The organism is Streptococcus mitis (assembly GCF_000722765.2).
Lineage (GTDB): Bacteria > Bacillota > Bacilli > Lactobacillales > Streptococcaceae > Streptococcus > Streptococcus mitis_AQ.
In genome coordinates this window covers 16,817-32,546 of the sequence record NZ_CP028415.1, presented here as the reverse complement: position 1 = coordinate 32,546, position 15,730 = coordinate 16,817, and the positions used below count along the sequence as shown (strand labels likewise).

General features: G+C 42.5%; 12 protein-coding genes, 1 tRNA gene, 2 rRNA genes, 1 other RNA gene and 4 pseudogenes. All 20 read right to left on the bottom strand.

Translation table 11 applies throughout. The annotated features are described in order from the left end of the window. Nucleotides 1–73: 73 nt before the first annotated feature. Nucleotides 74–1,126 (bottom strand): N-acetylmuramoyl-L-alanine amidase family protein, encoded by a 1,053-nt coding sequence (locus tag SK637_RS00175; RefSeq protein WP_033687884.1) that lies wholly within the window; start codon nt 1,124–1,126, stop codon nt 74–76. 388 nt (nt 1,127–1,514) lie between these two features. Beyond that, a pseudogene (locus SK637_RS00170) lies at nt 1,515–1,868 on the bottom strand (Rpn family recombination-promoting nuclease/putative transposase); the annotation flags it as partial. Between the two features lie 14 nt (nt 1,869–1,882). Then, nucleotides 1,883–2,357 (bottom strand): annotated as a pseudogene (locus tag SK637_RS09925) (FliH/SctL family protein); the annotation flags it as partial. A 14-nt stretch (nt 2,358–2,371) separates the two neighbouring features. Next, on the bottom strand, nt 2,372–3,343 hold the full coding sequence (locus tag SK637_RS00160; RefSeq protein WP_033687880.1) for an Rpn family recombination-promoting nuclease/putative transposase: 972 nt from the start codon (nt 3,341–3,343) through the stop codon (nt 2,372–2,374). Between the two features lie 118 nt (nt 3,344–3,461). Continuing rightward, entirely contained in the window at nt 3,462–4,430 is a 969-nt protein-coding gene (locus SK637_RS00155) for a ribose-phosphate diphosphokinase (RefSeq protein WP_033682853.1), read from the bottom strand. A 145-nt stretch (nt 4,431–4,575) separates the two neighbouring features. Beyond that, nucleotides 4,576–5,391 (bottom strand): PrsW family intramembrane metalloprotease, encoded by an 816-nt coding sequence (locus tag SK637_RS00150; RefSeq protein WP_033687879.1) that lies wholly within the window; start codon nt 5,389–5,391, stop codon nt 4,576–4,578. A 24-nt stretch (nt 5,392–5,415) separates the two neighbouring features. Beyond that, entirely contained in the window at nt 5,416–5,913 is a 498-nt protein-coding gene (locus SK637_RS00145; protein ID WP_033687878.1) for a beta-class carbonic anhydrase, read from the bottom strand. 72 nt (nt 5,914–5,985) lie between these two features. Continuing rightward, nucleotides 5,986–7,350 (bottom strand): DNA repair protein RadA, encoded by a 1,365-nt coding sequence (gene radA, locus SK637_RS00140; protein WP_135783528.1) that lies wholly within the window; start codon nt 7,348–7,350, stop codon nt 5,986–5,988. A 10-nt stretch (nt 7,351–7,360) separates the two neighbouring features. After that, entirely contained in the window at nt 7,361–7,876 is a 516-nt protein-coding gene (locus SK637_RS00135) for a histidine phosphatase family protein (RefSeq protein WP_033687877.1), read from the bottom strand. Between the two features lie 18 nt (nt 7,877–7,894). Then, nucleotides 7,895–8,197 (bottom strand): annotated as a pseudogene (locus SK637_RS00130) (isochorismatase family protein); the annotation flags it as partial. Further along, nucleotides 8,193–8,354: pseudogene (locus tag SK637_RS00125) on the bottom strand (DNA repair protein RadA); the annotation flags it as partial. The pseudogenes SK637_RS00125 and SK637_RS00130, both read right to left, overlap by 5 nt. Nucleotides 8,355–8,364: 10 nt before the next feature. Beyond that, on the bottom strand, nt 8,365–8,904 hold the full coding sequence (locus tag SK637_RS00120; protein WP_033687876.1) for a histidine phosphatase family protein: 540 nt from the start codon (nt 8,902–8,904) through the stop codon (nt 8,365–8,367). Between the two features lies 1 nt (nt 8,905). Then, nucleotides 8,906–9,349, bottom strand: a complete 444-nt coding sequence (locus SK637_RS00115; protein ID WP_000701983.1) for a dUTP diphosphatase — start codon at nt 9,347–9,349, stop codon at nt 8,906–8,908. Nucleotides 9,350–9,405: 56 nt separating this feature from the next. Continuing rightward, nucleotides 9,406–9,503: signal recognition particle sRNA small type (ffs, locus tag SK637_RS00110), an RNA gene on the bottom strand. Between the two features lie 32 nt (nt 9,504–9,535). Beyond that, on the bottom strand, nt 9,536–10,003 hold the full coding sequence (gene tadA, locus SK637_RS00105; protein WP_033687875.1) for a tRNA adenosine(34) deaminase TadA: 468 nt from the start codon (nt 10,001–10,003) through the stop codon (nt 9,536–9,538). Nucleotides 10,004–10,202: 199 nt separating this feature from the next. Then, on the bottom strand, nt 10,203–11,489 hold the full coding sequence (locus tag SK637_RS00100) for an adenylosuccinate synthase (RefSeq protein ID WP_001832534.1): 1,287 nt from the start codon (nt 11,487–11,489) through the stop codon (nt 10,203–10,205). Nucleotides 11,490–11,719: 230 nt separating this feature from the next. Further along, nucleotides 11,720–11,956, bottom strand: coding sequence for a sigma(X)-activator ComW (comW, locus tag SK637_RS00095; protein WP_033687874.1), 237 nt, complete (start codon nt 11,954–11,956; stop codon nt 11,720–11,722). Between the two features lie 582 nt (nt 11,957–12,538). Further along, nucleotides 12,539–12,612: transfer RNA gene (locus SK637_RS00090), tRNA-Asn, on the bottom strand. Between the two features lie 5 nt (nt 12,613–12,617). Next, nucleotides 12,618–12,733, bottom strand: a 5S ribosomal RNA gene (gene rrf / locus SK637_RS00085). A gap of 77 nt (nt 12,734–12,810) precedes the next feature. Next, nucleotides 12,811–15,712, bottom strand: a 23S ribosomal RNA gene (locus SK637_RS00080). Nucleotides 15,713–15,730 lie beyond the last annotated feature (18 nt).

Here is a 15,730-nt window from a genome sequence, read left to right as displayed (position 1 = left end):
TAAGAAAAACTGGATTTTTATGGAAAAAATAAAAAAGCAGAAGAATTCTCCTGCTTTTTATTTTTGAATTAGATTAGTTAACCCATTCACCGTTTCCGTTAACAGTGTATCCACCTACAGTAGTGTTAACTGCAAGGGCACCTGAACCATCAACGTAGTACCATTTACCACCAACAGTGAACCATTGGCTAGCTTTCATAGCACCTGATGCTTCAAGGTAATACCATTTACCACCGTCTTGCAACCAACCAGTTTGCATTTCACCGTTTCCGTTTAGGTAGTACCAAGTGTTTCCATCTTTAACCCACCATTTTTGCATTACGCCTTCAGCGTTAAAGAAGTACCATTTACCGTCAACTTGTTTCCAACCTGAAACAGCTTTGTTAGAAGCGTAGTATTTCCAACCATCTTCTTCTTGAACCCATTGGTCTTTCATAACGTTGTATGAGTCAGTTTTTTCAAGAACCAAATCAATGTCAGCGTTTGTGAACATATCAGCTTTTCCGTCATGATCTAAATCAGCTGAACCAGAGATTACAACAGTACCTTCTGTATGAGTTCCTGCATTTTCATGACTTTCACCATTTGCTAGATTTTCGTATTCACCTCTGTATCCAGTTAGTGTGTATGCACCTTGAGGTGACATTTGTCTTACAACATAACCTTTTGGTACATAAGCGACACGGTATGCAACGACTCCTCCTTGTGGAATCGCCAACTCAACATCTCCAGCAGCATTAGATTCAACAGTGTTTGCTGTACCGATATTCTTTTTGAAAGCGTCAGCATCTTTATAAACCATGACATCAACTTTTACACCTGCAACTGGGCTACCTTGGATATCTTTAACTGCGAAACGTACATGTGAACCGTTACCAAACACAACTGGTTTACCATGGTAAGGGTTGTAAGCTGGAGTTGCTGGTTTGTATTGGTTAGCTGGATCAACTACACCAGTATGTTGTGAAACAACTTTGTTACCTTGGTATTGTTGAACATCAAGTCTACCTGTTTCTGGGTTTACTCGTCCACTTTCAGTGTAACCGTTGTTAGTATCAGCTGAAACAGCTTGTACAGCACCAAATGCTGCAAGAGCGACTGCGCTTGTCAATAAAACTTTTTTCATCGTTTTATCTCCTTTGTTTTTCATTATATATTTTTTCGTAAGACTATCTTACTACCATACAGTATATAAATATTTGCAGGATTTGTCAAGGGTTTTCTTCTAGTTTTTAAAGTTTTTACCCATTTTTAGAAAAAAAGGTGAAAAAAACATTTTTGTGAGAAAAAATACCCGTCAAATACTGCATTTTTCAAGTGAAAATCTCACAAACTTATCATCCTTGAGTAAAATCATTCATATCTAATCTACATAGACAGTTGGACAGAACTCACGTCTATGGTATTATCTTATAAACACTTCTAAATGTCAAGTAAAAATGGCAAGTTTTTTGATAAGAACTTGCCATTTCATCAACTTTCTACTATTTAAAATGTGACCTTATAGCAAGGCCTCAAATCTCTGCGACCGTCATGCCCAACTGTTCACTCGCAACCTCAGCTGTTAAAAGATGTTGGCGAACGAGATTGAGTAGCATAGACAAACTTCCTTCAACTTTTCCTTTTTCTTCAGCTTGCTCCAAGGCATAGTCCTGTGCTAACAAGGCTTGTTCTTCTCGCATACGTAGTTGACTAAACATTTTCCTGTCCTCCTCGGACCAGCTCTTGTAGTCTAGCAGTTGGTCTGCTTGGCTGATGGCTAGCTCGGGTTGTTGGGTAAAGGGCTTATTCCCAAAAAACTCCAACCATGGTTTACGAACTTTGTCTTTGCTGGTTTCTCTGTATTTTTTAAGTTCCAAGAATACCATTACTTGTGATAATCTTATAAGAGTGCCTCAAATTCAGCGACTGTCATTCCTAATTGTTCACTTGCAACTTCCGAAGTCAGAAGACCTTGGCAAACAAGATTTGCTAACATGGCAAAACTACCTTCAGCTTTCCCACGCTCCAGTCCCTGTTCAAGACCTTCTTCTCTCCCTTTTTCAATCCCCTCTGCACGACCACGTTCAAGTCCACGCTCTAAACCTTGTTCAATACCTTGTTCCAGCCCCTCTGCCCTCGCAGTTTCCAAGGCATAATCCTGAGCCAATAACGCTTGTTCTTCACGCATACGTAGTTGACTAAACATTTTCCTGTCCTCCTCGGACCAGCTCTTGTAGTCCAGCAGTTGGTCTGCTTGTCTGATAGCTCGCTCAGGTTGTTGGGTAAAGGGTTTGTTGCCGAAAAACTCCAACCAGGGCTTGCGAACCTTGTCTTTGCTGGTTTCTCTGTATTTTTTTAAGTTCCAAGAACGCCATTACTTGTGGTTATCTTATAAGAGTGCCTCAAACTCAGCAACGGTCATGCCCAACTGCTGGCTGGCAACCTCGGAAGTCAGGAGACCTTGGCGAACCATATCTAAGAAGGCAAAAAGTTTCCCTTCTTCCCTTCCTTCAACTTTCCCACGCTCCAGTCCCTGTTCGATGCCTTCTTCTCGCCCCTTTTCAATTCCCTCAGCTCTACCACGTTCAATACCTTGTTCCATCCCCTCTGCCCTAGCAGTTTCCAAGGCATAGTCCTGTGCTAACAAGGCTTGTTCTTCGCGTCTGCGTTGTTCACTAAACATCTTCCTGTCCTCCTCGGACCAGCTCTTGTAGTCCAGCAGTTGGTCTGCTTGGCTAATGGCTCGCTCGGGTTTTTGGGTAAAGGGTTTGTTGCCGAAAAACTCCAACCAGGGCTTGCGAACCTTGTCTTTGCTGGTTTCTCTGTATTTTTTAAGTTCCAAGAATGCCATCTTGACCAGATGGTTTTCTTGACCGTTATTGGTGATGGTTAAGACCTCACCTGTCGTGTCCTCGCGCATACTAAAGCTATGGAAAGCCAAGTCATCTGAGAAATAATTGCTATCCACGATTGCAATGGCATAAACGGGGGCGATGTGTTTGTAACTCTGGTGAGTATTTCCTTCTTGCTGACGAATTTTTTCGAGATTTTGATTGACCTGACTGCATAAGTAAGCCCACAAACGATTAATGAAAAAATTCTGATGATGCACCTGAATCTCAATGATTACTTGAGTGCCATTGTCCAACTCCGCTAAGACATCTATACTTGTATAGAAATCCTGCGCCGAGTACGGCATGGAAGGTAAGACATGAATATTGCTTCCCTCCAAAATGGTCACATTTTTGGCTGGTAAGTCCAGCATATCGCGAATAAATTGACAAGTGATTTCTGGATTGCTAAAGATTTTCTTAGCAACCAAATCATTGGTCGGGCTAATGCCCGGATGTCTGAGAATCATCCTCTTCCTCCTTTTATTATATCACAGTTTTAAATCTAGGTTTACTAGATTCTCTGGCTCTATCTATTTATTCGGAAAAGAGATGAAAAAAACCTGAGAATCATCTCAGGCTTGGGCATTAAATCTTTTTCTCAATACTGAAAAGTGGAGAAAGTGGGCGTTTTTCATGAATACGCACGATAGCATCACCTAGGAGATGAGCGATTGAAATTTGCTCAATCTTATCAATCAAACGCTCTTCTGGCAGATAGATGGTATCCAAAACAACCAATTTCTTGATAGCTGATTTTTGGATATTGTCCATAGCAGGGCCAGAAAGAACTGGGTGCGTACAGCTTGCATAGACTTCAACAGCACCAGCTTCTGCAAGAGCATCTGCTGCATGACAAATCGTTCCAGCTGTATCAATCATATCATCAATCAAGATACAAGTCTTACCTTCGACCTTACCGATGATGTTCATGACTTCACTAGTATTCATCTTATCAACGCTACGACGTTTGTCAATGATAGCAATAGATGTTTTCAAAAATTCTGCCAACTTACGGGCACGAGTCACCCCTCCATGGTCTGGACTGACAACCACATAGTCAGAACCAACCATACCACGACGCTCAAAATAATCCGCAATCAGAGGAGCTCCCATCAAGTGATCCACAGGAATATCAAAGAATCCTTGAATCTGCGCAGCATGCAAGTCGATTGTCAATAAACGATCTACCCCAGCTACTTCAAGCATATTTGCAACAAGTTTTGAAGTGATTGGCTCACGCGCTCTCGCCTTTCTATCCTGACGTGCATACCCATAGTAAGGCATGACAACATTGACAGATTCTGCACTCGCACGCTTCAAAGCATCCACCATAATCAAAATTTCAAGCAGATTGTCATTTACAGGCGAGCTAGTTGATTGTAGGATAAAGACGTGTTTCCCACGGATTGATTCTTCAATGTTGACCTGAATCTCTCCATCTGAAAATTGGCGAACACTTGATTTCCCCAACTCTATCCCAATCTCCTGCGCCACACGTTTTGCCAATTCTTGATTAGAAGAAAGGGCAAACAGCTTTAAATCAGAAAAAGACATGATTTCCTCCGGTATATATGTATCGCTTGTGCTTTTCACAAGATTTTTCCATCTACCATTGTAGCGCTTTTTGCACCATTTTTCAATCAAAAATAAAAGAAGGGCACCATATTTGTACCCTTGCATCATTCTTTTGAAAAATATTCTAGTTCATCAACTCATTGTGCTTCTCAACAAAACGATAAGCCTGATAAAAACCATAGAGAGTAATAGCCGTAACCACTGGGATCGCTAGTGGCAACTCTGTCTCCAATTCAACAAAAGGAGAGTTAAACAGGAAGTGAGTCCCCAAGGCTAAACCTAGGAAAATAAACCCTTGTTTCTTGCCAACCTTCTGCCCTTTATATGCTCTGTAAAGCAAGCAAACACCTACTACAGCCAGACCTGAAAAAGTCCAGTGAGAGGCAATTCCTGAGACGATACGCTCTAAAATTCTCGAAATAGTAAAGTCAAATCCCTCTGGCAAATCCGTACGAATGTAGCCAATATCCTCAATTATTTGGAATCCCAAACCAGAAGCAATGCCTAGTAAAAACAATGATTTTAATTTTCGCATAGGAATCAAAGCTAAAACAAAAACAAGTGGCAATAATTTCAGCGGTTCTTCTACCAAAGGAGCCACAATAGCACTTTCAAAGGCATTTAAAAATGCACTATCTGGGAAAAGAACGCCAAGCAAATCATGGATATAGGTATTCGCAAAGCTAGACAGCCAACCCGAAAGGAACATCCCACCCAATAAAGACAAAATCAAGGCATTCTTTGGCAATTCCCATTTTTTCCCAATACGGAAGAGGAAATAAAGAGCCGGAATCATGTAAAAGAGAGCTAGAAAGATAGAAACTCCCATTAGTTCATATTCCGCACCTGACATCGAACCATCCGTATAATAGATGGTTTCATACTGTAAACCAATACATAGCAATAAAATAAAAATAAATAAAATACTGTTTTTCTTCATACACTTTCTTTCTAAATGAATTTTTTACAATTCTACGACTGTCATACTTCCTGTATCCACATCGTAAATAGCACCAGAGATAATGACATCGTCTGGTATTAGGGGCGAATCGATAAGGGCTTGCATATCCTCACGTACACTCTCCTCTATATCTTGGAAGGGCAAGAAGTCCTGGTCTGACACATCGACACCCAGTTCCTCTTTCAAATACTCCTGAAAAGGACCATTTTCAAAGGTCTGAGCACCACAGTCTGTATGGTGCAATACCACAATCTCTCTTGTCCCCATTTGTTGCTGGGAAATAACTAGCGAACGAATCATGTCCTCAGTCACTCGACCGCCTGCATTCCGCAAGATATGAGCATCCCCAAGTGCCAAACCCAAAGCTTGTGCAACGTGCAGACGTGAGTCCATACAGGTCACAATGGCTACTCTGGTTTTGGGTTTAAGTGGTAGATTTAACTGCCCATGTAGGGCAACATAAGCCTGATTGGCTTGCATAAATTGTTCAAAATACGACACGATTCCCTCCTCGAAAATTTGATAGTCAAATATTTCTCCTATCTTATCATTTTTAAGAGAATTTGTCACGGATTATGCAAAGACCTTTTTCAAAACTTCCTGAATCGTTGTTACTCCAATGACCTGAATTTCCTTGGGTGGAGTAATTCCTGTCAAGGAATTTTTAGGTACATAAATCTTAGTAAATCCCAGTTTAGCAGCTTCATTGATGCGTTGTTCGATACGATTCACACGCCGAATCTCTCCTGTCAAGCCCAGTTCTCCCACAAAACATTCCTGAGGATTAGTTGGCTTGTCTTTATAGCTCGAAGCAATAGCAACCGCAACGGCCAAGTCTATTGCAGGTTCATCCAATTTGACACCGCCAGCAGATTTAAGATAAGCATCCTGATTTTGCAAGAGAAGACCTGCCCGTTTTTCCAAAACAGCCATAATCAAGCTAGCACGGTTAAAATCAAGTCCCGTCGTCGTACGCTTGGCATTTCCAAACATGGTAGGTGTCACCAAAGCCTGAACCTCCGCCAAAATCGGACGCGTCCCTTCCATGGTCACAACGATTGACGAACCAGTTGCCCCGTCCAAACGCTCTTCTAGGAAAACTTGACTCGGATTGAGCACCTCAACCAATCCGCCCGACTGCATCTCAAAAATCCCAATCTCATTGGTAGAACCAAAACGGTTTTTGACCGCTCTTAAAATACGGAAGGTATGGTGGCGCTCCCCTTCAAAGTAAAGCACCGTATCCACCATATGCTCTAGCATACGAGGACCAGCCAAGGTTCCTTCCTTGGTCACATGACCTACGATAAAGATGGCGATGTTATTAGTCTTGGCCAGTTGCATGAGCTCAGCCGTCACCTCACGCACTTGAGAAACAGACCCCTGCACCCCTGAAATCTCAGGAGACATAATGGTCTGGATAGAGTCAATAATGAGGAAGTCTGGTTGGATGCGCTCCACCTCTGCTCGAACACTCTGCATATTGGTCTCGGCATAGAGATAAAACTCGCTATCAATATCTCCCAAGCGCTCTGCTCGTAGCTTAATCTGCTGGGCAGACTCCTCCCCACTGACGTAGAGAACAGTCCCCACTTGAGACAACTGGGTTGATACTTGTAGGAGAAGGGTTGATTTCCCGATTCCAGGATCCCCACCGATAAGGACGAGACTCCCTGGTACCACACCCCCACCGAGTACACGGTTGAATTCCTCCATCTCCGTCTTGGTTCGATTGACGTTGATTGAAGTCACCTCAGCCAGTTTCATGGGCTTGGTTTTCTCACCTGTCAAGGACACACGCGCATTCTTGACCTCGGCAACCTCAACTTCTTCCACAAAAGAAGACCAAGACCCACAGTTGGGACAACGTCCCAGATATTTAGGGGAATTATACCCACAATTTTGACATACAAATGTCGCTTTTTTCTTTGCTATGATAAACCTCTTTCTATATCTCTAACTCACACTCAATCACTTGGCAAAAATCAATCTTCTCATTTGGCACAAACTGACGCATGAGCATTCCGTGAGTTACCACTATCACGGTCTGGTAATCTCGATACTTAGCCATGCATTCTAGAAAACGAGACTTCATCTCCGTAGCTGTCTCATATTGAATAGGACTATTAGGAAGTAACTCCCCATGATTTTCTAGAAATAGTCTTCTAGCCGTTTCAAAATTTTCTATTCCAGTTTCATAGACCTGCCATTCATGTAATAAAGGCTCCACTCTCAAAGGAAGTCCCGTAGCACAGGATACATAAAAAGCCGTTTCTAAAGCTCGCGTCACTGCAGAAGACACCAGGATATCAGCTGAGCCAAACAAAGGATTTTTGCAAAGTTCCTGAGCTTGTTGTCTTCCTTTCTCAGATAAGGGTGCCAAATCTATCCCGAATCCAGTATAGGAACGCTCCTCTAACTCACGGTAATTTGGCTCCCCGTGACGGATAAAAATAATTTTCATATTAAGATCCCCATAAAACTATCCAATCTTGATTCCGTAATCTTGCCACTGCTTCAGTGTTTTAGAGAATTTCTTCTGGTTGGCAACTCCGACAGCAGACAAATCGACAGAAACCTGATAATTCTCCTTGGTAGCTGCCAAAACGGAAGCCTTAACACAGCCATTGCCATCTATCCCTATAAACTCTATGCTTTTAGCACCGTTTTCCTCTAAAAAATCTTTTAAATCTGGATTAGTAAAGCAAGAAGCCCGACGCTTCTCAAAGATACGAGAAGAGACAAGCAGCAAGCCGGTCGCAAATTTCTTCTTTCTGTCTTTTCTCACCTGTCAAGGACACACGCGCATTCTTGACCTCGGCAACCTCAACCTCTTCTACAAAAGAAGACCAAGATCCACAGTTGGGGCAACGCCCCAGATATTTAGGGGAATTATACCCACAATTTTGACATACAAATGTCGCTTTTTTCTTTGCTATGATAAACCTCTTTCTATATCTCTAACTCACACTCAATCACTTGGCAAAAATCAATCTTCTCATTTGGCACAAACTGACGCATGAGCATTCCGTGAGTTACAATGATAATAGTTTTATAATTTTTATATTTTTCCAAAGTTCTTAAAAAACGATGACGCATCTCCAGAGCAGTTTCATAGCGATAAGGAGAATCTTCAGGTAAACCTCCTTGATGTTTTAGATAATATTCATGAGCTACCAATACACTAGTTAAATCAGAGTTAGTACCATCTAAGTCTGGACGCCACTCATGAAAAAACGGCTCCACAAATAAGTCCAATCCTGTTTCAACCGCTATATAATGGGCTGTTTCTAAAGCCCTCGTCACAGACGATGAAATAATAATCTCTGCCTTTCCAAAACATGCAGTTTTAGCAACTTCTTTTGCCAGACTGCGACCTTTTCCTGTCAATGGTGCTAAATCACGACCAAAACCACTATAGAGTCGCGGATTTTCAAGTTTATCAAGCATACTATAATCTGGCTCCCCGTGACGTACAAAGATAATCTTCATTCTAGTGCCCTGTCGAACCAAATCCACCAGTCCGCACACCGTCTGCCGCATCTCCATCTGCAATTAAGAAAGGAGCAAAGACAGCCTGGACCACACGTTCCCCAACTTCGAGAATCACTTCTTGGTCAGTGATATTCTTCATCTGCGCAAAAATATGCCCTTCATTTCCAGGATTTCCATAATAATCCCCATCAATGACACCAACCGAGTTAATCAAGACCAAGCCCTTCTTACGAGGATTTGAAGAGCGATCATAGAGGTATAGAACCTCAGTCGGTTGCATATAAGCCTTAACCCCTGTCGGAACTAATACAATCTCTCCTGGAGCGATAACTGTACGCACAGCAACCTTTAAGTCGTAACCAGCCGCATGCGCTGTCTCGCGCTTGGGCAATAAATTTTCATCTGTAAAACTCGAAACCAATTCAAAACCACGAATTTTCATCATCTTCTCTTTTCTATTATCATTTATTCTAGATTATTCTATCTTATTTATTCGGAAAAAGCACGAAAAAAAGAGCACACAATTCAAATCGCTTAGGGCTGCTGGATTCCTCCCCTGACCCGCTTCACGCAGAACTGTTGCTCCACTATTTATTATATCACATTCCTATTCATTTTAAAAGCAAAATTATTTTTTCCGTCTATTTCTAAAAAAGTCCTGCATAATAGCTGCGCATTCATCTTCCAAAATTCCCGTTTCAACATCCACACGATGGTTGAGACGCTCATCTGTCAAGATATCGTACAAACTCCCAGCAGCGCCAAATTTCTGATTTTTAGCCCCGTAGACCACATTTGGAATACGGGCAAGTCCAATCGCCCCACTACACATGACACAAGGCTCAATGGTCACAAAAAGCGTGCAATCAAGCAAGCGCCAGCTCTCCTCACTCAGATTCGCATTCTCTATGGCCATAATCTCCGCATGCATAACCGCTCGTTGCAATCCCTCACGTGCATTATGCCCACGACCAATGATTTCTCCGTCCTTGACAATCACACAACCAATTGGAATTTCATCATGTTCAAGAGCAATCTCAGCCTCTCTCAAGGCCTCTCTCATGAAGACTTCTTTTTCTTCAACTGTATAATTCATCCGTTTCTCTTTTCCTACTTATCGATTTTATTATTATATCATGAATCCCAAGACAAAAAAAGCCACCGAATGCGGTGACTTTATAGGGAGATTATTATGAAAAAGAAAAGTTTAGGATATTTGTTACAACAAGTTAGGAGGTCTTCTTGTAACTGTCTATAGTATACCCGACCTATCTTAAACAAATCTTAAAAATCTCTTAGGACCAAACACTTTCTAAAATATTTGTTTGTTCACGACCAGGACCCACTGAGAAAGTAGAAATACGAACGCCAACCAATTCACTCACACGACGAACATAGTTACGCGCATTCTCAGGAAGATCTTCCAAATTACGAACTCCGGTAATATCTTCTGACCAACCTGGCAACTCTTCATAGATAGGCTTGCAACGTTTCAATTGCTCAAGACTAGCTGGATAGTAGTCAATACGTTGACCATCAAGATCATAGGCCACACAGATCTTCACTGTATCTAAACCACTCAAAACATCGATAGAGTTCAATGAAAGGTTAGTGATACCAGAAACACGACGGCTATGACGCATCACAACTGAGTCAAACCAACCCACTCGACGTGGACGACCAGTTGTTGTACCATATTCATGACCGACTTCACGGATACGTTCTCCCACTTCATCAAACAATTCAGTTGGGAAAGGACCATCTCCTACACGACTCGTATAAGCTTTACATACACCTACAACCTTGTCAATCTTGCTTGGACCAACACCTGAACCAATTGTCACACCACCAGCTACAGGGTTTGACGACGTAACAAATGGATAGGTCCCTTGGTCAATATCGAGCATGACACCTTGTGCACCTTCAAAAAGCACACGTTTACCATTATCAAGCGCATCATTCAAAATGACAGATGTATCGGTTACATATTTCTTGATTTGTTGACCATATTCGTAATATTCTTCAAAAATATCATCGAAGGCAATCGCTTTACTGTCATACAATTTTTCAAATAGACGATTCTTTTCAGCAAGGTTACGTTCTAAACGCTCACGGAAAATATCTTTATCCAAAAGATCGGCGATACGAATCCCAACACGAGCAGCCTTGTCCATATAAGCTGGACCAATTCCCTTGATTGTAGTCCCAATCTTATTGTCGCCCTTAGCTTCTTCTTGCAAACGGTCTAACTCGATATGATAAGGTAAAATAACATGCGCGCGATCAGAAATACGTAAGTTATCAGTTGTCACACCTTCCTCATGAAGATAGCTTAACTCTTTTACAAGAGATTTAGGATTTACAACCATACCATTCCCAATGACAGATATTTTTTCAGGGAAGAAAATTCCAGATGGAATCAAGTGCAACTTAAATTTCTTACCATCAATCACAATCGTGTGACCTGCATTATCACCACCTTGGTAACGTGCAATCACTTCTGCATTCGCTGAAAGGAAGTCTGTAATCTTTCCTTTACCTTCATCACCCCATTGGGTACCTACAACAACAACTGAAGTCATAATCTTGTCTGAGCCCTCAAGCTCTTCCTTTCTCACATACATGGCAGGACTCTCACCTGCAATTATATCCTACAATTTATTATAAGAAAAAATCGCCTTTTTATCAAGAAGAAACAATAGAAAGATTTGCTATTTCCAACTATTAAAAAATGATTTAGAAAAATTACCAGCTATTTATTATTATCTTTCCATAAAAAAGTAAATTTGTTCGGAAATTTACTCAAAACATCTCAACACGAAATAAATCCCCGATTCATTATCAATTTTTCAAGATACAAACGATAAGCAACACGATAATGGTAAACAATAAAATCCCGATGGCTCCCAATGCTATATCGGAAAAGATAATAAATCAAAAATTTAAAATGAAAATGTTCCCAGTCCCAACTATCACCAAAGAAAGTAGCATACTCTTCTTCGATACTGTTATAGAAATCTGTCATCTGATTATAAATACTTTGTAGCATAAATATATACTCCTTTTCTTTTTATGACCTTATTCTAACAAAAAATTATAAACAGTTATTATCAAATCCTGAATTGTTAAAATACCAACCTCAACAAAATAACAAAAAGGAAAAGTTGACAGAATAGGAACAAATTTACTACCTAAATGTCAAACGATTAAAGACCTAAAAAGACCGACTTAAAACTTTTGATTAAATACTCTTAGAACTATAATATTTTTATATAGATATTATGGATCTGATTTTATAGTATAAAAAATTTCGGTAACTTCCACTTTACTGGCCAAAGTGGAAGTTAGTCTAATCTCTACAAGAAAAATGGGCTCTATTCTCCAAATTATGGATATTGTTAATAGGGATACACTCAAGAAAACCATCACTAAGCTGTATTATAAAGTTACATCTTGTTCTGATTGTATAAGTCTGACGCAGAAATCTAACCTTCAAAAACCGTCTAATATTCCTCACCTTGAAACAAATGGTTTACCTATCTCTCCAAGAAAAATGTATCTCACCAAATAACACAAAATAGATTATAAATTACATAACAAAAAAGAGGTCTTAACCTCTTTTAATTAACTACTCCGCCAGTAGGACTCGAACCTACGACATCATGATTAACAGTCATGCGCTACTACCAACTGAGCTATGGCGGAATAAAGCTAAGCGACTTCCATATCTCACAGGGGGCAACCCCCAACTACTTCCGGCGTTCTAGGGCTTAACTTCTGTGTTCGGCATGGGTACAGGTGTATCTCCTAGGCTATCGTCACTTAACTCTGAGTAATACCTACTCAAAATTGAATATCTATTCAAACCAAGAAAAACCGTTCGCTTTCATATTCTCAGTTACTTTGGATAAGTCCTCGAGCTATTAGTATTAGTCCGCTACATGTGTCGCCACACTTCCACTTCTAACCTATCTACCTGATCATCTCTCAGGGCTCTTACTGATATAAAATCATGGGAAATCTCATCTTGAGGTGGGTTTCACACTTAGATGCTTTCAGCGTTTATCCCTTCCCTACATAGCTACCCAGCGATGCCTTTGGCAAGACAACTGGTACACCAGCGGTAAGTCCACTCTGGTCCTCTCGTACTAGGAGCAGATCCTCTCAAATTTCCTACGCCCGCGACGGATAGGGACCGAACTGTCTCACGACGTTCTGAACCCAGCTCGCGTGCCGCTTTAATGGGCGAACAGCCCAACCCATGGGACCGACTACAGCCCCAGGATGCGACGAGCCGACATCGAGGTGCCAAACCTCCCCGTCGATGTGAACTCTTGGGGGAGATAAGCCTGTTATCCCCAGGGTAGCTTTTATCCGTTGAGCGATGGCCCTTCCATACGGAACCACCGGATCACTAAGCCCGACTTTCGTCCCTGCTCGAGTTGTAGCTCTCGCAGTCAAGCTCCCTTATACCTTTACACTCTGCGAATGATTTCCAACCATTCTGAGGGAACCTTTGGGCGCCTCCGTTACCTTTTAGGAGGCGACCGCCCCAGTCAAACTGCCCGTCAGACACTGTCTCCGATAGGGATCACCTATCCGGGTTAGAGTGGCCATAACACAAGGGTAGTATCCCAACAACGTCTCCTTCGAAACTGGCGTCCCGATCTCTTAGACTCCTACCTATCCTGTACATGTGGTACAGACACTCAATATCAAACTGCAGTAAAGCTCCATGGGGTCTTTCCGTCCTGTCGCGGGTAACCTGCATCTTCACAGGTACTAAAATTTCACCGAGTCTCTCGTTGAGACAGTGCCCAAATCATTACGCCTTTCGTGCGGGTCGGAACTTACCCGACAAGGAATTTCGCTACCTTAGGACCGTTATAGTTACGGCCGCCGTTTACTGGGGCTTCAATTCATACCTTCGCTTACGCTAAGCACTCCTCTTAACCTTCCAGCACCGGGCAGGCGTCACCCCCTATACATCATCTTACGATTTAGCAGAGAGCTGTGTTTTTGATAAACAGTTGCTTGGGCCTATTCACTGCGGCTGACTTAAAGTCAGCACCCCTTCTCCCGAAGTTACGGGGTCATTTTGCCGAGTTCCTTAACGAGAGTTCTCTCGCTCACCTGAGGCTACTCGCCTCGACTACCTGTGTCGGTTTGCGGTACGGGTAGAGTATGTTTAAACGCTAGAAGCTTTTCTTGGCAGTGTGACATCACTAACTTCGCTACTAAACTTCGCTCCCCATCACAGCTCAATGTTATAGAACTAAGCATTTGACTCAGTTCACACCTCACTGCTTAGACAGACACTTCCAATCGTCTGCTTTAGTTAGCCTACTGCGTCCCTCCATCACTACATACTCTAGTACAGGAATATCAACCTGTTGTCCATCGGATACACCTTTCGGTCTCTCCTTAGGTCCCGACTAACCCAGGGCGGACGAGCCTTCCCCTGGAAACCTTAGTCTTACGGTGGACAGGATTCTCACCTGTCTTTCGCTACTCATACCGGCATTCTCACTTCTATGCGTTCCAGCACTCCTCACGGTATACCTTCATCACACATAGAACGCTCTCCTACCATACCTATAAAGGTATCCACAGCTTAGGTAAATTGTTTTAGCCCCGGTACATTTTCGGCGCAGGGTCACTCGACTAGTGAGCTATTACGCACTCTTTGAATGAATAGCTGCTTCTAAGCTAACATCCTAGTTGTCTGTGCAACCCCACATCCTTTTCCACTTAACAATTATTTTGGGACCTTAGCTGGTGGTCTGGGCTGTTTCCCTTTCGACTACGGATCTTAGCACTCGCAGTCTGACTGCCGACCATAATTCATTGGCATTCGGAGTTTATCTGAGATTGGTAATCCGGGATGGACCCCTCACCCAAACAGTGCTCTACCTCCAAGAATCTCTAATGTCGACGCTAGCCCTAAAGCTATTTCGGAGAGAACCAGCTATCTCCAAGTTCGTTTGGAATTTCTCCGCTACCCACAAGTCATCCAAGCACTTTTCAACGTGCCCTGGTTCGGTCCTCCAGTGCGTCTTACCGCACCTTCAACCTGCTCATGGGTAGGTCACATGGTTTCGGGTCTACGTCATGATACTAAGGCGCCCTATTCAGACTCGGTTTCCCTACGGCTCCGTCTCTTCAACTTAACCTCGCATCATAACGTAACTCGCCGGTTCATTCTACAAAAGGCACGCTCTCACCCATTAACGGGCTCGAACTTGTTGTAGGCACACGGTTTCAGGTTCTATTTCACTCCCCTCCCGGGGTGCTTTTCACCTTTCCCTCACGGTACTGGTTCACTATCGGTCACTAGGGAGTATTTAGGGTTGGGAGATGGTCCTCCCAGATTCCGACGGGATTTCACGTGTCCCGCCGTACTCAGGATACTGCTAGGTACAAAGACTATTTTAAATACGAGGCTATTACTCTCTTTGGCTGATCTTCCCAAATCATTCTTCTATAATCTTTGAGTCCACATTGCAGTCCTACAACCCCGAAGAGTAAACTCTTCGGTTTGCCCTCCTGCCGTTTCGCTCGCCGCTACTAAGGCAATCGCTTTTGCTTTCTCTTCCTGCAGCTACTTAGATGTTTCAGTTCACTGCGTCTTCCTCCTCACATCCTTAACAGATGCGGGTAACAGGTAGTACCTGTTGGGTTCCCCCATTCGGAAATCCCTGGATCATCGCTTACTTACAGCTACCCAAGGCATATCGTCGTTTGTCACGTCCTTCTTCGGCTCCTAGTGCCAAGGCATCCACCGTGCGCCCTTATTAACTTAACCTTATTTTTCTGACCTTTC